The organism is Rhodococcus sp. 06-470-2, assembly GCF_002258235.1.
Taxonomy (GTDB): Bacteria; Actinomycetota; Actinomycetes; order Mycobacteriales; family Mycobacteriaceae; genus Rhodococcoides.
Window position 1 is genome coordinate 61,059 of the sequence record NZ_NOYB01000040.1, and the last position, 23,855, is coordinate 84,913.

The window sequence follows — 23,855 nt, forward strand, 5'->3', positions numbered from 1 at the left end:
GATGCTGCTCATAGTCCGATTCGCCGTAAATGTCTGCCCGGCTGCGGCTTTCGACATTGCCCCGGTCGACCGCCCGCAGCCAGGACCGTTTGTCGCGACGCTCGGCGTGGCCGTCGAAACGCGACTTGTATGGTGAGGAAAGTAGTCACGTGCGTCACAGCGCTCACGCAGGAGTGGAACCTTCGGAACGACCCATGCGGTGGCGGTGCCCCCTCTCGATCGGAGAAGTGAATGTCGGACGTCCTCTCGCGACGCGACCTGGATTTTCTGCTGTACGAATGGCTGGACGTGGCGGCACTGACTGCTCGACCTCGGTTCGCAGAGCACTCGAAGGAGACCTTCGACGCGGTCCTCGATCTCAGCGCGGATATCGCCCGCAAGCACTTCGCGCCGCACAACAAGAAGGCGGACGCGCAGGAGCCGACGATGAACGCGGACGGTTCGGTGGAGCTGATACCGGAAGTGAAGGCAGCGCTCGATGTCTATGCGTCGGCGGGTTTGATCGCCGGGCAGTTCGACGAGTCGATCGGCGGCATGCAACTGCCAGCGACCGTCTCCCGGGCAGCGATGGCGTTCTTCCAGGCCGCCAACGCCGGGACCTCCTCGTACCCGTTTCTCACCATGGCCAACGCCAACCTGATCGCGGCGTACGGCACACCGGATCAGGTGCGAGATTACGTCCGGCCGATGCTGGACGGGCGCTGGTTCGGCACCATGTGTCTGTCGGAACCGCAGGCCGGTTCGTCACTGGCCGACATCACGACCAAGGCAGTACCGCAGGACGACGGTAGCTTCCGAATCACCGGCACCAAGATGTGGATTTCGGGTGGAGATCACGAACTGACCGAGAACATCGTTCACCTGGTGCTCGCCAAGACGCCGGGCGGACCGCCGGGGGTCAAGGGAATCTCCCTGTTCATCGTTCCCAAATTCCTTCCCGATGGCAACGGGGGTACGGGCGAGCGCAACGACATCGTGCTCACCGGACTCAATCACAAGATGGGCAACCGCGGCACCACGAACACGCTGCTGGCGTTCGGCGACGGAACCCACTCTCCCGGTGGGCAACCCGGAGCGGTCGGCTTCCTCGTCGCCGAGGAGAACCGCGGATTGTCGTACATGTTCCACATGATGAACGAAGCGCGGATCGGCGTCGGATTCCTTGCGATAGCCCTCGGCTACGTCGGCTACCTGAAGTCGGTGGAGTATGCGAAGACCCGTACGCAGGGCCGACCACTCGGTGCCAAGGATCCGGCTGCACCTGCGGTCGCGCTGATCGAACACGCTGACGTTCGGCGAATGTTGTTGGCGCAGAAGTCCTACGTCGAAGGGGCGCTGGCGCTCGGACTCTACTGTTCGCGCCTGGTCGATCATCAGGACTCTGCGTCCGACGACGCCGAAGCAGCACGATCGACGTTGCTGCTCGACGTACTGACGCCGATCGCCAAGAGCTGGCCGTCGCAGTGGTGCCTCGAAGCCAACAGTCTGGCCATTCAGGTGCACGGCGGCTACGGATACACCCGCGACTACGACGTCGAACAGCACTACCGCGACAATCGACTCAACCCGATTCACGAAGGCACACACGGTATTCAAGGTCTGGATCTGCTCGGGCGGAAGGTGATCATGCAGGGCGGCGCTGGATTGGCTCTGCTGGCCGAACACATCGGACAGACAGTCGACCGGGCGCACTCGGAAGGTGGTGACGCTGCTCGTTACGCGGACGAACTGCACGCACGCGTCGGCAGAATCGTCGAGGTCACCGCTGCGGTGTGGGGCACCGGCGATGCCGCTGTGGCACTGGCGAACTCCACGGCGTACCTGGAGGCGATGGGGCACACGGTCATCGCCTGGATGTGGCTCGAGCAGTTGCTGGCCGTCGGCACGAAGACCGGAGACTTCTACGACGGAAAGCGTTCCGCAGCAAAATACTTCTACGTCTACGAACTGCCGAAGGTGGACGTCCAACTCGACCTGTTGGCGAAGCTGGACCGCACCACCCTCGATATGTCACCCGCTTGGTTCTGATCAACAGTCACAAGGAGATTCATACATATGTCGATCTTGGACAAATTCCGCCTGGACGGTCGCGTCGTCATCGTCACCGGTGCATCCTCCGGACTGGGCGTGGCCTTCGCCAAAGCAGCCGCCGAGGCGGGAGCGGATGTGGTGCTCGCCGCACGGAGAGTGGACAAGTTGGCGCAGACCGCCGAGTTGATCGACAGCGTCGGAGGGCGCTCGATCACGGTCGCCACCGACGTGGTCGACCCGGATCAGTGCACCGCGATGGTCGAGTCCGCGATGGCGGAGTTCGGGAAGGTGGACGTGCTGATCAACAACGCAGGAGTCGGCACGGCCTATCCGGCAACTCGTGAGACGCCCGAGCAGTTCCGCTCGGTGATCGACATCAACCTGAACGGTTCGTACTGGGCAGCTCAGGCCTGTGGACGGGTGATGGCACCCGGCAGTTCGATCGTGAACATCTCGAGCATTCTGGGGCTGACGACGGCGGGCCTACCGCAGGCGGCCTACAGCGCCAGCAAAGCGGCCATCGTCGGCCTCACCCGCGATCTCGCACAGCAGTGGGGCGCACGTAAAGGCATCAGGGTCAACGCGATTGCGCCAGGATTCTTCCAGAGCGAGATGACGGACTCGTACCGGCCTGGATACCTCGACTCGATGGCTCCGCGAATGATCCTCGGACGCAAGGGTGATCCGGAAGAGCTGGCCGCAACCGCGATCTGGCTCGCTTCGGACGCCGGGGGATACGTGACGGGTCAGACCATCGCGGTCGACGGTGGGATCACGATCACCTGACCGCTGCTACGACGTTGCCGTCACCGCGATCCCTTCGCGGATCAGTCTGCGCGCAACCACGCATGCGTCCTCGGTGTCGAGGCCCGGCATCGAATCGAGGCGGCACGGAGCGCCCTTCATCAGGCTCTCGATCGCGTCGGCGCACTGAGACGGCAGCGTGATCGTTTTGTTCCTGAGCACCATCGATACGCCGTCGTTCGTGTGCGAGATCCGCGCGAAGATGCCGGGCCGCAATCGAATCGAGTTGTCGCCCCGCAGCGCACCCATCGCTGCGACGCTCGCCAGTGGACGGACCGGTTCCGGTCTGACGAGGTCGTCGTGACGATCTGCGACGCGTTCGGCGAGACGACGTACCGCGTCGGGGTCTCGGTCGATCTCGTCGAGCGCGGCGCGCATGGCGTCCACAACTCGGTGTACATGCGGGACGATGGACTCCGGGTCGGAGTGGTCGAGGCCGGCAGGGAGGGGAGCACGCAGACTCTCGACGTCGCCGAGCGCCTTCAGCACGTGGTGGGCGAGGTCATAGTCGTTGTACGACGCGACGCCGATGGTCAAGTGCACGGTGGTGTCGCCGAGCGCTTGCGCAGAATGGATCCACCCGCGCGGCAGATAGAGCACGTCGCCGGGCTCGAGGACGACGTCCAGTTCGGGAGTGTTCGATGCATGGTCTTCGACGGCCGACCGTCGATCCGACCACGGTTGATTGTTGAGCGGATGCACGTGCACCGGCGAGTGAATGCTCCACCGCTTGGTCCCCGCGATCTGGACGACGAACACATCGTGCACGTCGTAGTGCGGTGAGAAGCCCTGGGACGCAGCCGGTGTGACGTACGAGTTCACCTGCACCGGATGACCCAGCTCGCGAACGAGATCGCCGACGAAATGAATCAGCGGTGGCCACAGCCGGTGGAGGCCCTGCAGAACCAGTGTGTTCCCGGCAGCGAACGCAGCCAGCACCGCACCCGAATCCACCTGATCCGTCACCTCTGCTCCGAACCCGCCGGAGGCCGTGAACTGCGCTTTGTCCAGCAGACGGCCGTCCTTGGCCATCCGCACGAACGGGGTACGCACACCGCGTTCGGCTATCAGCTCGTCCACTGCGTCGAGTGTCATCAGATCGTCGAACGACCCCGGCAGTGCGGCGGATCGGGTGAGTTTGGGTGCGACTCCCCAGAACCGGTCTGCGAACTCCCCGAAGTCGGTACCGGTGAGACGACCGAGCGCGGACCGGTTTCCCGATCCGCGCTCGCCGCTCGGCTCAGTGCTCAAGCGGTGCCGTCCGCACCGCCGTCGTGCCCATGGGGGTTGGATCCGCCGTCGGCCGGGCCCTCGCCCGCACCGGCGGGGCCGTCTGCTCCGCCGTCGTGTCCGTCAGGATTGGATCCACCGTCGGCCGGCCCTTCACCGGCTCCGGCGGGGCCGTCTGCTCCGCCGTCATGACCACCGGGGTTCGATCCGCCGTCTGCGGGTCCTTCGCCTGCGGCTCCGCCCGTGGTGGTGGTGATGTCGTCGTCGTTGATGCTCATCGAAGTCCTTCCGGTCGTAACGGTTCGTGTGCCCGCGCAGCGCGAGAACACCGGGGGTATTGACGCAAACTCTGCTTCTCAAACAGCGGTCGCGCCGTGAATCTCAGGCAGAGTCGTCGGCGATCTCGGGCGCGTTCTCCCGCGTCGCCATCCCGCCTCCGCCGCCGCCGTCGACGGGCCCTGGTCGGCCGCCCTTCGGCGTGTCCGAGGTCTTCTCGGACTCGGTCGGGTTCTCGTTGTCGGTGTTCTCGTCGCGTCCCATGGTTCGACAGTAGACCGCCGCCAAGGCCGTGGGACCATGGAACGATGGATCGATCCCGAGCGCAGCACGTGGTGCTGCTCGACGACGAAGGCCGTGCCGTCGGCACACACGACAAGACCACCGTTCACACGCTGGACACGCCACTTCACCTGGCATTTTCCAGCTACGTGGTCAGAGCGGACGGCGCTGTTCTTCTCACGCGTAGGGCGTCGAGCAAGACAACGTGGCCCGGGGTGCTGACCAACACGTGTTGTGGCCACCCGGCTCCGGGAGAGAAGCTCGACGATGCCGTACTGCGCCGGATCGGTGAAGAACTCGGCCTTCGTGCGGAATCCGCCGAGTTGGTACTGCCGCACTTCCGGTACCGGGCCGTCATGGACAACGGAATAGTCGAGAACGAGATATGTCCGGTGTACCGAGTGCAAGTCGACGAGCACGCGACACTCGATCCGGATCCGGCCGAGGTGGACGAGACTCGGTGGGTGTCGTGGCGTGAGTTCTCCGCAGGGGTGCTCGGCGGCACGATCGATGTATCACCTTGGTGCCGAACGCAGGTGGAGCAGTTGGCCGCTCTGGCCGACGAGCCACTCGGCTGGCCTGCGTCGCCGGACGACCTGCTACCACCCGCCGCCCGGCCCGCCGATACCCGCTGATCTCGTCGGGCCTCTAGGGTTCGTACTGTGACTGACGACGATTCGGGTAGGCCGAACGAGGACCTGCTCGATCGGGCGTCCATCGCGCGCGAACTCGGCCGTTTCTCTCATCGCACCGCCGAATTCGGCGGACTGCGCGCCGCTGCCGTCGCCGTTGCGGTCGGTGGACCGCCGGGGGACAGGCGCATGCTCTTGACGAGGCGGCCGGATCGGTTGCGCGCGCATCCGGGCCAGTACGCGTTGCCCGGCGGCGGGGTGGACCCGGGCGAATCCACGATGCAGGCCTGTTTGCGGGAACTGGCCGAGGAGTTGGGGATTCGAGCCGAGGAGACCGACGTTCTCGGAAGGTTGGACGACTACGTCACTCGATCCGGGTATGTCATCACTCCGTTCGTGGTGTGGGTCGGCGATTACTCGTCCACGTTGTTGCCCAGTGAGGACGAGGTGGCCGAAGTGTTCGAGGTGACGGTCGACGAACTCGACGTCGACGCCCAGTTCGTGTCGATTCCGGAATCGACGCGTCCGGTCATTCGCTGGCCGTACCGAACCGGGGCCATCCACGCTCCGACCGGTGCGATCGTCCACCAGTTTCGTGAGGTGGCGCTGCACGGTCGACACACCCGAGTCGCGGACTTCGAGCAGCCGGTGTTCGCGTGGCGCTAACGTGGCCGCAGGCCCGGTGCGCACACCGCGGCGAGCAGGACGACAAGGAGGTGATCGCCGATGACGAACGACCGTGAGCTCGAGGTATCGGATCGCATCGCGACCATTCCCAACCTGCTCAGCGCAATCCGTCTGTTGGGCGTTCCGCTGTTCCTCTACCTGATGCTGGGCCCCGAGGCCGATGGGTGGGCGTTGGTGATACTGCTCGTCAGCGGTGGAACCGATTGGCTCGACGGCAAATTGGCTCGCATGCTCGGCCAGGCATCGAAGCTCGGTGCCATTCTCGATCCGCTGGTCGACCGGCTCTACGTCGTCAGCACTCTGGTGGCGTTCGTTCTGCGCGGCATCATTCCCTGGTGGGTTGCGGCCATACTCATCGGGCGCGACGCCGTGCTCGGATTGACGATGTTCGTCTACCGCCGCAGGTCTCTTCCGCCTCCGGACGTCATCTATCTCGGTAAGGCCGCCACGTTCGTGGTGATGATCGCGCTGCCGGTCCTGCTGGTATCGGCCGGCAGCAATTCGGTGGCGGACGCCGCGGGACCGCTCGGATACGCGTTGCTGATCTGGGGCACGGCGCTGTACACCTGGACCGGTCTGCTGTATCTCGGCAAAGCGATCGCCGTCGCCAGGGCAATCGATCCGACTGTTGCCGGCACCTGACGGTGGAGCCCGCGGAACGACCAGGGCGGTCGAGTTCACAGGTCAGGAGGAATCCGGTCCCGTCGTTGTTGACGTCGTTGCTGACCGACCATCTGGACCCGGGATACGACGCAGCGGCCGCCGAACGTACTGCGCAGCACACCCGCAAGCCGCGGGTTCCTGCGGCGTTCTGGTTGTTGGGGGGTGCCGTCGTCGTCGGGGTGATCTTCGGCATCGCGTTCTCGCAACTGGCGTCCGGTGCAGCCGATGTCGACCGTGCGGGTGCCGATGCGTCGGCTGCTGTTCGAGCCGCGCAGGATCGCAGCGCCGATTTGGAAGTGACGCAGCAGGCCCTGGCCGAAGAAGTGTCCTCGGAGCGTGAGAGAGCCCTTCGGTCCGATGTCTCGGGCAGTGCGCTGCTGGAACGGTTGAGTGCTGTCGAGTCCGCTGCTGGCATCGATCGGGTGTCCGGACCTGGGCTCTCGGTCGTCGTCACCGAACCGGTTGTCGAGGACGACACGTCGGATCGGTCGGTTCGCCGGGGTTCGGGCGCAGCCGTGCTCGATCGGGACATCGCTGCGATCGTCAATTCGTTGTGGGCGAGTGGGGCGGAGGCGGTATCGGTGGACGGTGTTCGAGTCGGACCGAACGTCACCATCCGGCAGGCGGGTGGGGCGATGCTGCTGGACAATCGCCCGATCGACTCACCGTACGAGATCGACGCGATCGGGCCGCCGCAGCGTATTCAGGTCCAGTTCGTCGTCAGCGACGCCTATCTGCGGATGAGTACGGTGGCGCAGTTGTACGGCGTCGGATTCACGGTGCGCCCGGCAACCGATCTCGAACTCGGTCCCGCTGCTGTGAGAGAGTCGTTCGAGGCAGAGGAGGCAGGCCCACGATGACGGAGCACGATCCACCGAATGCCGTACCTGCCGAGTCCGAGGTGCAGGTGCCGTCCGATGCGCCGATCACTCCGACCCACGGTGTCTATGCCCTCGCAGCGATCGCCGCACTGGTGGTCGGCGTCGTCATCGGGACGGTCGCGGGTCCTCAGGTTCCCGCTGTGGTTGCGCCGTATCTGCCGATCGCCGTCGTCGCGGCCATCGACGCAGTGTTCGGTGGTGTACGGGCTTTCCTCGACGGAATCTTCGACGCCAAGGTGTTCGTGATTTCGTTCGTGTTCAACGTCCTGGTCGCGGCCTTGATCGTGTGGCTCGGTGACCAGCTCGGAGTGGGAACTCAGCTGTCCACGGCAATCGTCGTCGTCCTCGGAATTCGTATCTTCGGCAATGCTGCCGCACTACGCCGACGTCTGTTCGGTGCCTGAACCATGACGGCAGGCGGCGGTCGACACGGATGGCGTGCGCGGCGTCCCGAGGCAGAAGGGCGAAGGCGCGGAGCGGTATTCGGTTTACTGGCGCTCGCGCTGCTGTGCGTCCTGGGAATCGGCCTGGCAACGCAGGTACGAGAGACGAGCACGACCGATGGCCTGGAGAACTCCCGGCCCGAGGACCTTCTGGTCGTCCTGGACACCCTGACCCGACGCGAGGCGTCCATCCGGGACGAGATCGGCACCCTGCAGGCCACCTTGGCGACACTGCGTCAGTCCGGTTCGGGATCGGAGGCAGCAGTGGCGGAAGCGCAGGAGCGACTGTCCGCGTTGTCGATTCAAGTCGGCACCGTTGCGGCCCAGGGGCCAGGCGTGACAGTGGTGATCGAGGACCCCAATTCGGGCATCGGATCGGACGTGCTGCTCGACGCGATGCAGGAGTTGCGCGCGGCCGGTGCCGAAGCACTCCAGCTCGAGGGCGGCGGCAATGCCGTGCGCATCGGTGTCGACTCGTGGATCGCCGGTTCTGCGGGTCGGGTGGTGGTCGACGGGCGAGAACTGCGTGCCCCGTACACCTTCACTGCCATCGGAGACCCGCCGACTCTCGCATCGGCACTGAACATTCCCGGCGGGGTCGTGGACACGGTGACTCGCAACGGTGCAACGACGAACATCGCGCAGTCGGACCAGGTCACGGTGTCCGCCTTGCGGGACCCGCGCCCGCGTCAATACGCTCAGCCCGGAAACTGACCGCCTGATTGCCCCGGGCCACGATCGAAGGGAATGCCGCGTTGAGCGACATCGACACACCAGCTGATCTGTACTACACCCCCGAGCACGAGTGGGTGCAGCGCACGGGGCCTGCAACGGTGCGGATCGGTATCACCGATTTCGCGCAGTCGCAGTTGGGCGACGTGGTGTTCGTTCAGCTTCCCTCCATCGGTGACACCGTCACCGCGGGTGAATCTCTCGGCGAGGTCGAATCCACCAAGAGTGTCTCCGACGTGTTCAGCCCTCTGACCGCGAAAGTGGTTGCCGTGAACCAGGATCTGGACGGCGAACCGGAGAAGGTGAATTCGGGCCCCTACACGGGAGGCTGGCTGATCGACCTCGAGGTTTCGACACCGGAGGAGTTGGACGCGGCACTGGCGCAGATGCTCGATGCCGCCGGATATGCTCTCATCACGGCCGAGTGATCGGCCGGCTGTCGACACCGGCCAACAGGCCACACGGCCCCCGCCGCGCAGGGTACGGTCGACACCGAGCGAATACCCTGTCGGGGCGAAGGTCCAGCAAGCTGTACGACGCTACGCACCACCGAACGCCAAGCAACACCCGATGTGAAGACCATGTACTGCGTTACCCGCGGCGATCGCTGCCTCGGGTGAACGGACTGAGAAGGAGTAACGGTGAGCCAGAACGACAACGACAGCAACTACGGGGAGTCACCGGCAGAGACCACCTCGGTCTTCCGCGCGGATTTCCTGCAGGAGCTGGACAACTCCGCGGCCACCCAGAGCACCGAAGCTCCGGTATCGGGTGTCGAGGGGTTGCCTGTCGGTGCCGCGCTGCTCGTCGTCAAGCGGGGACCCAACGCCGGGTCACGGTTCCTGCTCGACCAGCCGACCACTTCGGCCGGTCGGCACCCCGACAGTGACATCTTCCTCGACGATGTCACCGTCAGCCGTCGGCACGCCGAGTTCCGGCAGGACGAGGACGACTTCCAGGTCGTGGACGTCGGCAGCCTCAACGGCACGTACGTCAACCGGGAGCCGGTCGACTCGGCCGTGCTGGCAAACGGTGACGAGGTCCAGATCGGCAAGTTCCGGCTGGTGTTCCTCACCGGACCGCGCGGTGGCAACGGATCTCAGGTCGGCGACACGTCTGCGGGTGCGGGAAGCCAGTGACCGCCGTCGGGCAGCAGTCCAACGGGGGGATGTCGATTGGCTCCGTCCTCGATCGACTTCGGCCCGACTTTCCTGATGTCACCATCTCGAAGATCAGATTCCTCGAAGCCGAGGGTCTGATTTCGCCGGAGCGCACACCCTCGGGGTACCGACGGTTCTCCATCGCGGACTGCGAGCGTCTGCGCTTCGTACTGACCGCGCAGCGCGATCAGTACCTGCCGCTCAAGGTCATCAAGGAACAGCTCGAAGCCATCGACCACGGGGTCGCCACCGTGGAACGGGCCGACGCGACGGTCAAGCGTCCGCGGTCGCTCACGGTCGCTGCCGGTGAGGTGTCGCCCGAGGAGTTTCTGCCCGATCGAGAGGTTCGTATCGCCAAGGCAGACCTACTCGCTCAGGCGGGGATCGACGATGCGTTTCTGACCGAGCTGCTGCGAGCCGGTCTGATCACTCCCGGGCAGGCCGGTTTCTACGACGACGGAGCGGTGACGCTCGCCCGAACCGCACACGCGATGTTGCAGTTCGGTCTCGAAGTGCGCCACCTTCGAGCGTTCAAGCTCGCGGCGGACCGCGAAGCCGGGTTGGTTGCGCAGATCGCCGGACCCGTTGCCAAGGGCCGAGACGCCGGTGCGCGCGATCGCGCGGAGGAAATGATCCGTGAGTTGGCCGCACTGTCCTTGACCTTGCACACCTGTCTCGTCAAAGCGGCGGTGCGCGGTGCGCTCGACCGGTGACGCGCTCTCGTGTCGTTTCGAATTCCAATAGACTGGGCTGAGCCGGTCTTCAGCGCAGTCCGGATTTCTCGAGTTGAGAGGCAGACACGATGAGTGAGATGCGTGTGGTCGGTATTCGTGTCGAACAACCGCAGAACCAGCCCGTGTTGCTGTTGCGTGAGGCCGACGGCGACCGGTACCTCCCGATCTGGATCGGTCAAACAGAGGCTGCTGCAATCGCTTTGGAGCAGCAGGGCGTCCAACCTGCTCGGCCCCTCACCCACGATCTCGTCAAGGACTTGATCTCGGCACTGGGGCACCAGCTCAAGGAGGTGCGCATCGTCGATCTGCAGGAGGGCACCTTCTACGCCGATCTGGTGTTCGACAAGGACATCAGAGTCTCCGCTCGGCCGTCGGATTCGGTTGCCATCGCACTTCGGGCCGGGGTGCCGATCTTCGCCGAGGAGCCCGTGTTGGCCGAAGCCGGGTTGATCATGCCCGACGAGCGCGAGGACGAGGTCGAGAAGTTCAAGGAGTTCCTCGAATCCGTGTCTCCCGACGACTTCAAAGCCACCGACGGGTAACAGAAGAGTCTCAACCTCAACTTTAGGTTCAGGTTTACGGCGCGTTGCGTTGAATCTGCACGATCGTCCCCATAACGTTCGTGCCAGTGAAGTTCATCGCCGCTGCTGGTCCGATCCGGTGCAGTTCACGCCTCTTCGACAGCTGCCGAGGCGTACTCTGGCCTGGTACACGGTATGACTTCACGCGAGTACACCGAGACATCTCCAGTGTCTCGGACGGATCGCAGTACTGACTCGATCCGAACGCAGTGAGACATCCGAGAGGGAGCAGTCAGTGGGAGATCAGCCGCAGCAGCATCACGGCAGTCGAGAGTCCGCAGCCGCAGGCCGGACCGAGGACACGCCCGTCGGTGCCGATGCTCGGGTCGACACCTCCGACCAGGCGTCGAACGCCCGAATCGAAGCGCCCCAGGACATTCAACCGGGATTGTTCCCCGACGACTCCGTGCCCGACGAACTCGTGGGCTACCGCGTGCCGAGTGCCTGCCAGATCGCCGGCATCACGTACCGCCAGCTCGATTACTGGGCCCGTACCGGGCTGGTCGTGCCATCCATCCGCGGCGCAGCGGGGTCGGGAAGCCAGCGGCTGTACTCGTTCAAGGACATGCTCGTCCTCAAGATCGTCAAGCGCCTGCTCGATACCGGCATCTCGCTGCAGAACATCCGCGTCGCCGTCGACCACCTTCGCCAGCGCGGTGTGGGCGACCTCGCCAACATCACGCTGTTCTCGGACGGCACCACCGTGTACGAGTGCACGTCGGCAGAAGAAGTGGTCGACCTCCTCCAAGGCGGGCAGGGCGTGTTCGGTATCGCCGTGAACGGCGCGATGCGCGAGCTCACCGGCACCATCGCCGACTTCCCGGCCGAACGAGCCGACGGCGGTGAAAGCCAGTCGAGCCCCGAGGACGAGCTGGCGTCGCGCCGCAAGAATCGCGCGAGCCGCAAGACCGGCTAGACTTTCCTCGTCGCGCCCGCGCGGGAGAGTTCCGAGGCACCCAGTCTCGGACGCCGAAGGAGCAACACCTCCCCGTCAATCTCTCAGGCACACGGACCGTGTGGGCTTCGACAACTCTGGAAAGTGGTGGGAGCACCCACCCGCCCAAGGGGAAAGGTGCCGGCGCGCTTGTCTGGCGCGCCGTGTCCGACCGAATCTCTCAGGCGCGCGCGTCAGCGGGCACACGACAGAGGGGGAGGAGCGGCCGGAGCGCATGCCTCGGTCGTCCGACGCCTCGTCTTTCCGGCACCTGGGAGCACATCGTGACCGACCGAACCGCCTCGTCCGCACACACTTTCGTCGACCGCCACATCGGCCCCGACGCCACCGAGTTGGTCCGCATCCTCGACACGATCGGCGTCGACAGTCTCGACGAGCTGGCCCGCAAGGCCGTTCCGTCGTCCATCCTCGACACCGTGGTCGACGGCGTTCCCGAGGGCATGGCAACACTGCCGCCTGCCCTGAGCGAGCACGAGGTACTCGCCGCACTGGCCGAGCTCGCCGGGCAGAACACCGTGGCGACGTCGATGATCGGCCTCGGGTACTACGACACGTTGACCCCGCCGGTGCTGACCCGGGGAATTCTGGAGAATCCGGCCTGGTACACCGCGTACACGCCGTATCAGCCCGAAATCAGCCAGGGGCGGCTGGAAGCACTGCTGAACTTCCAGACCATGGTCGCCGACCTCACCGGCATGGACGTGGCGAATGCGTCGATGCTCGACGAGTCGACGGCCGCCGCCGAATCCATGACCTTGATGCGGCGCGCGAACAGAGCTTCCAAGTCCCCTCGGCTACTGGTCGATTCCGACATCTTTCCGCAGACCGAGGCCGTATTGGCTACTCGCGCCGAGCCGTTGGGGATCGAACTGGTCTACGCCGATCTGGCCGACGGCCTGCCCGACGGGGAATTCTTCGGTGTGCTGGCGCAGCTGCCGGGAGCATCGGGCCGTCTGGTCGATCACACGGCGACCATCGAGGCCGCGCACGAACGTGGCGCGTTGGTTGCCGTGGGAGTGGACCTGCTGGCCGCCACCGTGGTGACTCCGCCCGGTGAGATCGGCGCGGACGTCTGCTTCGGAACCACCCAGCGGTTCGGTGTCCCGATGGGCTACGGCGGACCGCACGCCGGCTACCTCGCAGTGCGGTCAGGTCATTCCCGTCAGCTACCCGGCCGACTGGTCGGGGTCTCGCTCGACGCGGACGGCCACCGCGCCTACCGTCTGGCGCTGCAGACCCGCGAGCAGCACATCCGCCGCGAGAAGGCGACCTCCAACATCTGTACCGCTCAGGTCCTGCTGGCCATCGTCGCCGCGATGTACGCCAGCTACCACGGCGCAGACGGATTGCGGGCCATAGCGACTCGGGTGAATGTGCATGCTCGAAACGTGGCCGCAGGTCTGCGAGAGGCAGGCATCGACGTGGTGCACTCGGAATTCTTCGACTCCGTCCTCGCGTCGATCCCGGGCAGGGCCGAGGCCGTCGTCGACGATGCCAAGCAACGCGGCATCAATCTGCGGTTGGTCGACGCCGACCACGTCGCCGTAGCGTGCGACGAGGCGACGACACCCGAGCACATCGCGAACGCACTCGCAGCGTTCGGTGCAGAAACCGCCGGTGCCGGAGCCGAGTCGTTGCCGGCGAACATGACGCGCACCTCGGAATACCTCACGCACCCGGCGTTCACCCGGTACCGGACCGAGACGGCCATGCTGCGCTACCTGCGCGCGTTGTCCGACAAGGACATCGCTCTCGATCGCAGCATGATTCCGCTCGGTTCGTGCACGATGAAGCTGAACGCAACCGCGGAGATGGAGTCCATCACCTGGCCGCAGTTCGCCCGTCAGCACCCCTTCGCTCCGTCCTCGGACGTGCCCGGTCTGCTGAGGGTGATCGCCGACCTGGAACGGTGGCTGGTGGACATCACCGGCTACGACGCGGTCAGCCTGCAGCCGAATGCAGGCAGCCAAGGCGAATACGCGGGACTGCTCGCCATACGTCGCTACCACCTCGGCAACGGCGACGCCGAACGCACCGTCTGCCTGATCCCGTCGAGTGCCCACGGCACCAACGCAGCCTCGGCGGTGATGGTGGGTATGCGCGTCGTCGTTGTGGCCTGCCGTCCCAACGGTGACGTCGACGTCGACGACCTGCGCGCCAAGATCGCCGAGCACGCCGACACCCTCGCCGCGATCATGATCACCTATCCCTCGACCCACGGTGTGTACGAGCACGAGATCTCCGAGATCTGTGCAGCGGTCCACGACGCAGGCGGTCAGGTGTACGTCGACGGTGCCAACCTCAACGCCCTCGTCGGTCTGGCGCGCCCCGGCCGATTCGGCGGCGACGTCAGCCACCTGAACCTGCACAAGACATTCTGCATCCCGCACGGAGGCGGCGGGCCCGGTGTGGGACCGATCGGTGTGCGGTCGCATCTGCAGCCGTACCTGCCGGGGCATCCACTGGCCCCACAGCTCGGTTCGGGACCGACGGTGTCCGGTGCCCCGTACGGCAGTGCCTCGATCCTGACGATCACCTGGGCCTACATCGCGATGATGGGTGCGACGGGACTTCGGCAGGCGACGTTGACTGCCATCGCGTCGGCCAACTACATCGCCCGCCGCCTCGACGAGTACTTCCCGGTTCTGTACACCGGCGACAACGGCATGGTCGCCCACGAGTGCATTCTCGATCTGCGAGGGTTGACCAAGGACACCGGAGTCACTGTCGACGACGTTGCGAAAAGATTGGCGGACTACGGTTTCCACGCGCCCACGATGAGCTTCCCGGTGCCCGGAACTCTGATGGTCGAGCCGACCGAGAGCGAGAACCTCGAGGAGATCGACGCGTTCTGCGATGCGATGATCGCCATCAGGGGAGAGATCGATCGCGTCGGATCGGGCGAATGGACCGTCGAGGACAACCCACTTCGAGGCGCACCGCACACCGCTCGGAGCCTGGCCGCCGAATGGGATCACCCGTATTCACGGGAACTCGCTGCTTACCCCGCGGGCTACGACCGTCCGAAGGTATGGCCCGCGGTGCGACGCATCGACGGTGCACACGGTGATCGCAACCTGGTGTGCTCGTGCCCACCGATCGAGGCGTTCGCCTGAGCCTGGAACAGAGCCCGCCACGTCTACGTGGCGGGCTCTGTTCTACCCGTGTCGCAGGCTTCAGCCCCGGGTGAGTTCGAGCATCGCGATCTCGGGCGGAGCGGCGACGCGAACCGGTGGACCCCACGCGCCCGCACCCCTGGTGGTGTACAGCGTGGTGTTGCCGATCGTGTCCAGCCCTTCGACACTCGGCTGCTGGAGCGGCACCAGGTACCGAATCGGCCAGATCTGACCCCCATGCGTGTGCCCGGACACCTGCATGTCGACTCCGAAGTCGGACGCCTCCACCGCCTGCAACGGCTGATGCGCCATCAACAATACGAATCGATCCGGGTCGATCCCGTCCAATGCCGCGGCGAGATCGGGTTCGTACGGTGCCGGTGCGGTGGCGTCGTTGATGCCGGCGATATCGATCGCGGCGTCACCACGAGTGATCGTCGTGCGCTCGTTGCGTAGAACGTCGATGCCGAGCGTGGACCAGAAGTCGAGCCATTCGCCGCCGTCACCCGCATAGAACTCGTGGTTGCCGCTGACGGCGAACACACCGAGCGGGGCGTCGAGGTCGCGGAGCGGCTCCAGGTCTTCTCCCACCAGAGCAACCGTGCCGTCGATGAGATCGCCGTCGAGCAGCACGACATCAGGATTTCGAGCGTTGATCGAATCGACGACCTTCCGTACGAACCCCGCACCGCGGGAGGGGCCGGCGTGCAGGTCCGATACCAATGCCACTCGGACGCCGTCGAATTCGGCCGGTAGCCTGTCGAGCGTAACGGCGGTGTTCGTCACGCGCGGAGTTGCCGCCTCGACGAGTCCGTACCCCACTGCGACCACGCTGACGAGTGACACCGCCGCTGAGCCGATCCTCGACACACGGAGTCGAGCCGCGGACGAATCGCGATGCCGCACCGCGAAAACCACTCTCACGACGGTGCAGATCACGGCCACCAGTACGGTTCCCAGGAACAGGTACAGCACCACGGCGAGCCATGTGAGCCCGACGAACGCGGGGCCCCGTGCCCAGGACGGATCGAATGCGACGCCGCTGCCGAAGCCGATCACCGCACACAGCCACAACAGCGCCAGCACAGCATCGACAGCCCTCTTGGGACGTGTCGGCATTCCGGTGACGGAGAGGAATCGCCAGTGTAGGAACAGGGTGACGAGGAGCAAGAAGACACCGACGAAAATTACGCGAGACATGTTCTAGTACAACAACTTTCCGAGTAGATCGAAGAAATCCGGAGAATCCGACGTCGGCACGGTCGTCGCGGTGCCGCCCGTCCGGGCCGAGATGTCGGTGAACGCGGTCGCGTCGGTGTTGTCGCCGATCATCACCACGTTCACTGCGACCGGACGTTCGGCATCGGATGCCGAGTTCAGGTCGGTGAGCAGGTCTTGGGTGGACAGCGACGGGTCGTCGTTGGGACCGTCGGTGATCAGCACCACGGAATTGACGCGTCCGGGGACGAACCCGGCCACGGCATCGCGATAGGCGGCCAGCAACGACCGGGCGGAATACGACGCGGATTCCGGTGTCAACGCCACTGCACCGGAATTCAGCGCGTCGCGCCTGGAAGCCGCCGCGACCTGAGCCGCCATCGGGCCGGTCGGAACGTCGACGCGATAGGGGAGCGAGTCGTCCAGATCCTCGCTGAAGCTCCACAGGCCCAGCTCGGTGGAGTCGGGTACTCGCTGGAACTGCTCGCCGAGGGCGCGAACCGAGTTCTGCAGCCGAGTCGCACTGCCCTCGCTCGTGCCCATCGACTCGGACACGTCGAGCAGTACGGTGGCTCGACGCGGCAGGACCGGATTTCGCAGCACGTCCAGCAGCGCGTCGGCAACCGGTCCGGAGGGAGCAGCGACGGTGCCGGAGTTCTGTGTTTCGCCGACGCCGAAGCCCGCATCCGTGAGCAGCTGCGCGCCGTCCGGCTGGCGGACGAAATCGACGAATGCGCCGGCCGCCCTGGTCGAGGTCTCGTCGCCGGAGAGTACGGCCGCGGGATGATCGGCAACGGGAGTGAAGCCCTGAGGTCGAACGGCGGTCAATGTCGACGAATCGGTCGACGCCAGTTGCTGTTCGGTGACCGGAACAGCGTGGACGGGGGCGTCGGGGCCGGGCGAGCTCTCCAGGGCGGCGAGTGAGTCGTAGGTTGTGGATGCAGACGTTGCGGAGGCTCCGGTGTCGGTGACGGCAAGCTCCGACACGGCCGAGACCAGTTCTCTCGACGAGACCTGGTCGAGGGTCAGTGCGGTGGCCGGATCGCCGCGTACCCCGGCAGCGATGGCGGCGAGCGCGAGTGTGGTTGCGCCGGCATCGGATCCGGTCGGCAGTGCGAGACGGAGTGCGCCCCACTCGCCGAGGCCGAGTGCCTGTGGGTCGCGTTGCAGGCGGACCAGGTCGGCCCAACTCACCGACGTGAGAGAGTCGGCCAGGGCGGACGGCACCGCGAGTACCACCGGACTCGCCGCGAGTGGCCGCGGGGTGCCGTCGAGGGCTCCTCGGTCGGTCACGGCCGCGACGTCGCCCGACGATTGAGGTATCCACAGGCCCGGCCGAGCGCCGAGTGCTCCGACGTCCCAGTTGTCGATACCGGCGTTCAATGCCATCCGGACGGCATCGGATGCCGTGGCTCGAACCTGCACCGTCACACAGTGATCACGGACCACCGGTGCGGTGTCGTTGAACCGAGCAGCCAATTGTTCCACCGGCCCGGAGATGTCGGGATCGGCGGCGACAGTGAGCACCGCCGATCCCTCCACACAGGTGTCGGCAGCTTCGACCCCTTGATCGAGGATTCGATCCCGCAGTTGAAACCATCCGAACACGGCCGCGGCGAGCACCGCGATCGTGATCACGACGATCACGGGTCCGGCGGCTATCGAACGCCCGCGCCCTGTGTTCCGATGTTCACCCACGTGATCGACAAGTCCGTCAGGCGTTGACGGCCTTGTACTCCCGTCGGCGACGATGCAGGATCGGCTCGGTGTAGCCGTTGGGCTGGCTGGTGCCCTGGAAGATCAGGTCGCTGGCAGCCTGGAAAGCGATGTTGGTGTCGAAGTCGGGAGCCAACGGCTTGTACGTCGGATCGGATTCGTTCTGACGGTCCACCACCGGGGCCATCCGCTTCAGCGACTCGCGCACCTGATCTTCGGTGACGATGCCGTGGCGCAGCCAGTTCGCGATGAACTGACTCGAAATGCGCAGCGTCGCACGGTCTTCCATGAGTGCGATGTCGTTGATGTCGGGAACCTTCGAGCAGCCGACGCCGTGGTCGATCCACCGCACGACGTAGCCCAGGATCGACTGCGAGTTGTTGTCGAGTTCGTTCTGCTTCTCCTCGTCGGTCCAGTCGGTGGACGGTGCGAGAGGAATTTCGAGAATGTCGTCGACGGTGGCGCGCTTGGCCTGTGCTATCTCGTGCTGACGGGCGAAGACATCGACCTTGTGGTAGTGCAGGGCGTGCAAGGTCGCAGCGGTGGGCGAGGGAACCCACGCAGTGTTGGCCCCGGCCTTGGGGTGGCCGATCTTCTGCTCGAGCATGTCGTGCATCAGATCGGGCATGGCCCACATACCCTTACCGATCTGCGCCTTGCCCTCGAGGCCTGCGGCGAGACCGGTGTCGACGTTGAAATCCTCGTAGGCGGCAATCCACTTCTCGCCCTTCATCGCTCCCTTGCGTACGACGGGACCTGCCTCCATCGAGGTGTGGATCTCGTCGCCGGTGCGGTCGAGGAAGCCGGTGTTGATGAACACGACTCGTTCGGACGCAGCCTGGATGCACGCCTTGAGGTTGACCGTCGTGCGGCGTTCCTCGTCCATGATGCCGACCTTGAGTGTGTTGGCCGGCAGGGAGAGAACCTGCTCGACACGGCCGAACAGCTCCGCGGTGAACGCGACCTCGTCCGGTCCGTGCATCTTGGGCTTGACGATGTACAGCGAACCGGTGCGCGAGTTCGACAGCACATTGTCCGAGGTCAGCGAGTGCATGCCGGCGAGCGAGGTGAACAGAGCATCGAGAATTCCCTCGGGCACCTCGTTGCCGTCGGCATCGAGGATCGCATCCGAGGTCATCAGGTGACCGACGTTGCGGACGAACAGCAGCGAGCGACCGTGCAGCGTCAGTTCCGAACCGTCGACCGAGGTGTACGTGCGGTCCTTGTTCATCGCACGGGTGAAGGTCTTGCCTCCCTTGGAGACTTCCTCGGTCAGATCGCCCTTCATCAGACCGAGCCAGTTGCGATACCCCAGAACCTTGTCGTCTGCGTCGACGGCCGCGACGGAGTCCTCGAAGTCCATGATGGTGGTGACAGCGGACTCGAGCAGCACGTCCTTGACGCCTGCCCCGTCGGTCTCGCCGATCGGGCTCTCGGGATCGATCTGGATCTCGAAGTGCAAGCCGTTGTGCACGAACAGGATTGCCGACGGTGCGTCCGGGGTGCCCTGGTAGCCGAGCAGCTGTGCCGGATCTTTCAGCCCGACCGTGCTGCCGTCGGCGAGGGTCACCGTGAGCGAGGCGGCATCGACGACGTACCCGGTGGTACCGACGTGCGAGCCGGAGCTCAGGGGCAGCGCCTCGTCCAGGAAGTTCCGCGCGAAGGCCATGACCTTGTCGCCGCGGACCCTGTTGTAGCTGGTGCCCTTCTCGGCACCGTCGGTCTCGGGGATGGCGTCGGTTCCGTAGAGAGCGTCGTACAGCGAGCCCCACCGTGCATTGGACGCGTTGATCGCGAACCTGGCATTGAGGACCGGCACCACCAGCTGCGGGCCTGCCGTGGTGGTGATCTCGGTGTCCACACCGGACGTGCTGATCTGGAAGTCTGCCGGCTCGTCGAGCAGGTAGCCGATCTCCTTCAGGAATGCCTTGTAGGCGGCGCGATCGTAGTTCGGGCCCGCGTGTTCGCCGTGCCAGGCGTCGACCTTGCCCTGGATCTCGTCGCGGACCGCCAGCAGTGCCTTGTTCTTGGGAGCGAGATCGGCGACCACCGACGCGGCACCGGCCCAGAAGGCATCGGACTCTACGTCGGTACCCGGCAGCGCCTCCTTCTCGACGAAATCGAATAGGACCTTGGCGACCTGAAGTCCACCAGCCTGCACACGATCGGTCATGAATTCCTCACTCTTTCCGGTCACGGACACCGGTGACCGGTGTCCCCACGACAACGCTGTCGATGTTACTCGGCGGTAGGTCCGACGCCGAACTCGCCGCCGACCAGTAAATTCTGGCATCGAGCGATCAACGCCGAGCGCAGAGGTGCCGCTTCGCTCGACAGTTCTCCCTGCGCGCGCACGTATTCGGCTCGTCCGGCCGGTGTCTCGATCCGAATGGGTTCGAGATCGAAGCCGCTCAGGTCGTACGGACTCGCGCGCATGTCGATCGTTCGCGCGTGCAGGGCCAGCTCGAAGCAGTCGGTGAGAAACTCGGAATCGATCAGTGGCCCCAGCTTGTAGCACCACTTGTAGAGATCCATCGAGGCATGAATACAACCGGGTTGCTCGGATGTCAGACGCGACTGCGATGACAGCGGAAGAGTGTTGCGCGGCGCTGCATCGGGGGTGAAGAACCGGAAGGCGTCGTAGTGTGTGCAGCGCAACGTCATCGAATCGACCACGGCGTCGGTTCCCTCGTGCCCCAGGCGCAGTGGCACCTGCTCGTGCCGCTGTGCCGAGGTGCCCCCGCGGTAGACCATCGCCCACTCGTGCAGTCCGAAACAGCCGAGCACCGGTTGCCTGTCTCGGGTTGCGGCGAGCAGGCCGAGAATGAATTCGATGCTCGAACGTCGACGCTCCACCAGATCCGACCGCACCCGAAAGCCCGGTCCGTCGTCGGTGTCGACCTGCTCGTAGGACGCGAACGCCGCGAAATCCTGCGCGCGATCACCGGTGAGGACGACGCCGTGACCTGGATTCCATCGACGCAGCTGACCCGGGCGGTGGCTGTAGTAGGTGAACAGGAAGTCGAGTACCGGATGCACGCCGCCGTGGCCCCGGTCCGTCAGATAGTCACCGACGAGGTCCTCCACCCGTGCCGCGTGCGCGGCACGGCGGGAGGTCCACTGTCCTTCGCTCAACGTCGAGTCGGGCATTCACACGTTCCGTGGGGGAGCGGCCGCAGACTTGAAGCTGGACGACGATTGTCCCGGACGCGGACCGGCCACCCGGTGCGTGCCGTCCCGAACCGTACCGACGAACTCCTCGACCAGGTCCTCGAGCGCGACGATGCCGACCGTGGCACCCGTCGCGTCGTGCACGGCACCGAGATGGCTGCTGGCCCGACGCAACTTGGTCAGTGCGTCGTCGAGCACGGTGTCGATGGAGACCACCGGTAGTGCTCGCACGTCGCTGCGCGGAATGACCGTGTCCGGTCCTGCCGATTCGTCGGCCATGGCTTCGAGTACGTCCTTCAGATGCAGGTAGCCCACGAGTGCCCCCGAGGCGTCGCGGACCGGATAACGAGAGAATCCCGTTTCGATGACGGCGCGTTCGACGGTGCCCAGTGTGGGTCCGAGGGTGTGCTCGGGTCCGGACAACTCGATGCTGCGAACCTGGTGAGAGGGAATCAGGACCTCGGCCACGGTCCGTCCGGACGTCTCGAGGGCTTGCCGCAGTCGTCGATGCTCCTCGGCATCGATCAGCCCCTCGGATCGTGATTCGCCGATCATCTGCGACAACTCGACCGCAGACACCGAGGAACTCAGCTCGTCCTTGGGTTCGATCCGCAGCAGCCGAAGGGTCAGGTTGGCGCACATGTTGTAGAACGAGATCAGCGGCAGTGCCACCTTGATGAACAGCAGATGGATGGGCACCAGAACCATGGCAGTGCTCTCCGGACCCGCGATGGCGATGTTCTTGGGCACCATCTCGCCGATGAGAATGTGCAGAACGACCACGAGCGTCAACGCGATGGCGAAGGCGATCGGGTGCAGGAAGGACTCGGGAATACCGACTGCCTCGAGCGGAACCTCGATCAGGTGTGCCACCGCAGGCTCCGCCACGCGTCCGAGAAGAATCGAGCAGATCGTGATGCCGAGCTGGGCCGCCGCAAGCATCTGCGACAGGTTCTGACCGGCCTCGATGACGCTCTGCGCACGCTTCTTGCCTTGCGCGAGTAAGGCTTCGAGGCGGTCCCGCCGGGCCGAGATCAGGGCGAACTCGGCCCCGACGAAGAATGCGTTGCCGGCGAGCAACAGGACGGCTAGACCGACGCCGAGGAAATCACCCATCGATCTCACCCTCCGACCTCATTCGAGCCACCGCAGCCGCGTCGACGGGCAGAAGAACCACCCGGTCGATGCGGCGGCCGTCCATCCGAAGCACCCGGGCCACCCAGCCGCCGTCTCGTTCGAGTGGATCCTCGTTCGCCGGGGAAGGCAACAGAACTGCATCCCCCTCGGTCGGAATACGACCCAACTCCGTCAGCACGAGACCGCCGATGGTTTCGTACTCGCCCTCGGGTGCCGAATACCCCGTGGCCGACGCGACCTCGTCGATACGCAGCAGCCCTGCACAGTCCCATCCGTCGCCCGATCTGGAGACATCGAGTTCCGGCTCGTCGTGTTCGTCGCGCACGTCACCGACGATCTCCTCGATGAGATCCTCCATGGTGACCATGCCCGCGGTGCCGCCGTACTCGTCGACGACGAGCGCGACCTGCATACCGTCGGCGCGTACCCGCTCCATCACTGCGTCGCCGTCGAGACTGGACGGTACGACGGGAACGTCGCGGGCCAGGGATTCGACCGTCGTCGACCGTCGGTGCGCCCCGGCGACGGTGAACGCGTGCTTGATGTGAACGACGCCGACGGTGTCGTCCAGGTCGCCGTCGACCACCGGAAAACGTGAGAAGCCGGTCCGCGCAGCCGTTTCGATCAGATCGGCCACGGTCGCGTCGGTGGCGAGTGTTTCGATCTTCACTCGCGGCGTCATCAGTTCCTCGGCCGTGCGATCGCCGAACTGCAACGACCGGTCCACCAGTCGGGCGGTGTTCTCGTCGATCGACCCCTGCCGCGCCGACGTGCGGACCAGCGAACCCAGCTCCTGCGGCGACCGAGCGGATCTCAGTTCCTCCGCCGGTTCGATTCCGAGCCGGCGCACCAGCCAGTTCGCCGAGCCGTTGAGTCCGTTGATGGCCCACTTGAAGACCAGTGAGAACCCGGCCATCGCACCGGCGGTGACGCGAGCGGTCGACATCGGTTTCGCGATGGCGATGTTCTTGGGAACCAGCTCACCGAAGATCATCGAGAACGAGGTCGCCAGGATCAGCGCCACTGCGAGCGAGATGCCGGCGGCGAGGGTCTCGGATGCGCCCAGTGCGTCGGCCACCGGCCGAATGAAACCGGCCAGCACCGGTTCGGCGAGATAACCGGTGATCAGCGTGGTGATGGTGATGCCGAGTTGGGCACCGGACAGCTGAAACGACAGTGTCTTATGGGCGTGCAGAACTTGGCGTGAGCGGAGGTCACCGTTGTCGGCCTGTGACTCGACCGCACTGCGTTCGAGGGCAGTGAGGGAGAACTCGGCCGCGACGAACAGCGCGGTGCCGGCCGTCAGGGCCACGAAACCGAGCAGGCTGGCGATGGTGATGAGAAGTTCCACGCGTCAACTCCGCCTGAGCCGAGGCCGTCGAAGCTGGGACAGGAGCATTGCGCCG

23 protein-coding genes and 1 riboswitch are annotated in these 23,855 nt (G+C 65.2%); of the genes, 14 read left to right on the forward strand and 9 right to left on the reverse strand.

Annotated features, from left to right (window positions below; translation table 11 throughout):
• The first annotated feature begins 231 nt into the window (after window positions 1-231).
• Window positions 232-2,028: an acyl-CoA dehydrogenase gene (locus CH276_RS23090; RefSeq protein WP_094629428.1), complete on the forward strand. Its 1,797-nt coding sequence runs from the start codon at window positions 232-234 to the stop codon at window positions 2,026-2,028.
• 27 nt (window positions 2,029-2,055) lie between these two features.
• Entirely contained in the window at window positions 2,056-2,817 is a 762-nt protein-coding gene (locus CH276_RS23095; protein WP_032398146.1) for an SDR family NAD(P)-dependent oxidoreductase, read from the forward strand.
• A 6-nt stretch (window positions 2,818-2,823) separates the two neighbouring features.
• Here the strand turns inward: CH276_RS23095 and CH276_RS23100 are convergent, their stop codons facing one another.
• The 3 genes from CH276_RS23100 to CH276_RS28625 form a co-directional block, all read right to left on the reverse strand.
• Entirely contained in the window at window positions 2,824-4,086 is a 1,263-nt protein-coding gene (locus CH276_RS23100; RefSeq protein ID WP_094629430.1) for a cupin domain-containing protein, read from the reverse strand.
• Entirely contained in the window at window positions 4,083-4,343 is a 261-nt protein-coding gene (locus CH276_RS23105; protein ID WP_094629431.1) for a BatC protein, read from the reverse strand. The genes CH276_RS23100 and CH276_RS23105 overlap by 4 nt, the downstream gene beginning before the upstream one ends.
• A 103-nt stretch (window positions 4,344-4,446) precedes the next feature.
• Window positions 4,447-4,605: a hypothetical protein gene (locus CH276_RS28625; RefSeq protein WP_176459400.1), complete on the reverse strand. Its 159-nt coding sequence runs from the start codon at window positions 4,603-4,605 to the stop codon at window positions 4,447-4,449.
• Between the two features lie 44 nt (window positions 4,606-4,649).
• On the opposite strand from CH276_RS28625, the gene idi reads away from it, so the two are divergent.
• The 12 genes from idi to gcvP all read left to right on the forward strand — a co-directional run bounded on the left by idi (window position 4,650) and on the right by gcvP (window position 15,207).
• On the forward strand, window positions 4,650-5,258 hold the full coding sequence (idi, locus tag CH276_RS23110; RefSeq protein ID WP_032398143.1) for an isopentenyl-diphosphate Delta-isomerase: 609 nt from the start codon (window positions 4,650-4,652) through the stop codon (window positions 5,256-5,258).
• A gap of 27 nt (window positions 5,259-5,285) precedes the next feature.
• Entirely contained in the window at window positions 5,286-5,921 is a 636-nt protein-coding gene (locus CH276_RS23115; RefSeq protein ID WP_094629432.1) for an NUDIX hydrolase, read from the forward strand.
• Between the two features lie 60 nt (window positions 5,922-5,981).
• Window positions 5,982-6,584: a CDP-alcohol phosphatidyltransferase family protein gene (locus CH276_RS23120; RefSeq protein WP_094629433.1), complete on the forward strand. Its 603-nt coding sequence runs from the start codon at window positions 5,982-5,984 to the stop codon at window positions 6,582-6,584.
• A 65-nt stretch (window positions 6,585-6,649) separates the two neighbouring features.
• Window positions 6,650-7,465, forward strand: coding sequence for a DUF881 domain-containing protein (locus CH276_RS23125; RefSeq protein ID WP_254923954.1), 816 nt, complete (start codon window positions 6,650-6,652; stop codon window positions 7,463-7,465).
• Window positions 7,462-7,890 (forward strand): small basic family protein, encoded by a 429-nt coding sequence (locus CH276_RS23130; protein ID WP_094629434.1) that lies wholly within the window; start codon window positions 7,462-7,464, stop codon window positions 7,888-7,890. The genes CH276_RS23125 and CH276_RS23130 overlap by 4 nt, the downstream gene beginning before the upstream one ends.
• Before the next feature lie 3 nt (window positions 7,891-7,893).
• Window positions 7,894-8,643, forward strand: a complete 750-nt coding sequence (locus tag CH276_RS23135) for a DUF881 domain-containing protein (RefSeq protein ID WP_094629435.1) — start codon at window positions 7,894-7,896, stop codon at window positions 8,641-8,643.
• A 41-nt stretch (window positions 8,644-8,684) separates the two neighbouring features.
• Window positions 8,685-9,089, forward strand: a complete 405-nt coding sequence (gene gcvH, locus CH276_RS23140) for a glycine cleavage system protein GcvH (protein WP_045195096.1) — start codon at window positions 8,685-8,687, stop codon at window positions 9,087-9,089.
• Between the two features lie 213 nt (window positions 9,090-9,302).
• Window positions 9,303-9,800, forward strand: coding sequence for an oxoglutarate dehydrogenase inhibitor Odhl (gene odhI, locus CH276_RS23145; RefSeq protein ID WP_032398138.1), 498 nt, complete (start codon window positions 9,303-9,305; stop codon window positions 9,798-9,800).
• Window positions 9,797-10,534 (forward strand): transcriptional regulator FtsR, encoded by a 738-nt coding sequence (gene ftsR, locus CH276_RS23150; protein ID WP_032398137.1) that lies wholly within the window; start codon window positions 9,797-9,799, stop codon window positions 10,532-10,534. The genes odhI and ftsR overlap by 4 nt, the downstream gene beginning before the upstream one ends.
• Window positions 10,535-10,623: 89 nt before the next feature.
• Window positions 10,624-11,097, forward strand: a complete 474-nt coding sequence (locus CH276_RS23155; RefSeq protein ID WP_045195099.1) for a bifunctional nuclease family protein — start codon at window positions 10,624-10,626, stop codon at window positions 11,095-11,097.
• A gap of 397 nt (window positions 11,098-11,494) precedes the next feature.
• Entirely contained in the window at window positions 11,495-12,052 is a 558-nt protein-coding gene (locus tag CH276_RS23160; protein ID WP_052050517.1) for a MerR family transcriptional regulator, read from the forward strand.
• An 11-nt stretch (window positions 12,053-12,063) separates the two neighbouring features.
• Window positions 12,064-12,161: riboswitch (glycine riboswitch) on the forward strand.
• 193 nt (window positions 12,162-12,354) lie between these two features.
• Window positions 12,355-15,207 (forward strand): aminomethyl-transferring glycine dehydrogenase, encoded by a 2,853-nt coding sequence (gene gcvP, locus CH276_RS23165; RefSeq protein ID WP_094629436.1) that lies wholly within the window; start codon window positions 12,355-12,357, stop codon window positions 15,205-15,207.
• 60 nt (window positions 15,208-15,267) lie between these two features.
• Here the strand turns inward: gcvP and CH276_RS23170 are convergent, their stop codons facing one another.
• From CH276_RS23170 to CH276_RS23195, 6 genes are all read right to left on the reverse strand, one after another.
• Window positions 15,268-16,407: a metallophosphoesterase gene (locus CH276_RS23170; protein WP_094629437.1), complete on the reverse strand. Its 1,140-nt coding sequence runs from the start codon at window positions 16,405-16,407 to the stop codon at window positions 15,268-15,270.
• Between the two features lie 3 nt (window positions 16,408-16,410).
• A complete protein-coding gene (locus tag CH276_RS23175) occupies window positions 16,411-18,072 on the reverse strand; it encodes a substrate-binding and VWA domain-containing protein (RefSeq protein ID WP_141214774.1) in 1,662 nt (553 codons plus the stop codon).
• Window positions 18,073-18,139: 67 nt separating this feature from the next.
• A complete protein-coding gene (locus CH276_RS23180; protein WP_094629462.1) occupies window positions 18,140-20,314 on the reverse strand; it encodes a malate synthase G in 2,175 nt (724 codons plus the stop codon).
• A gap of 65 nt (window positions 20,315-20,379) precedes the next feature.
• Window positions 20,380-21,291, reverse strand: a complete 912-nt coding sequence (locus tag CH276_RS23185; RefSeq protein ID WP_094629439.1) for a 3-methyladenine DNA glycosylase — start codon at window positions 21,289-21,291, stop codon at window positions 20,380-20,382.
• Window positions 21,292-22,428, reverse strand: a complete 1,137-nt coding sequence (locus CH276_RS23190) for a hemolysin family protein (protein ID WP_094629440.1) — start codon at window positions 22,426-22,428, stop codon at window positions 21,292-21,294.
• A complete protein-coding gene (locus tag CH276_RS23195) occupies window positions 22,421-23,800 on the reverse strand; it encodes a hemolysin family protein (protein WP_032398130.1) in 1,380 nt (459 codons plus the stop codon). Before CH276_RS23195 ends, CH276_RS23190 begins: the two co-directional genes overlap by 8 nt.
• Between the last annotated feature and the right edge of the window lie 55 nt (window positions 23,801-23,855).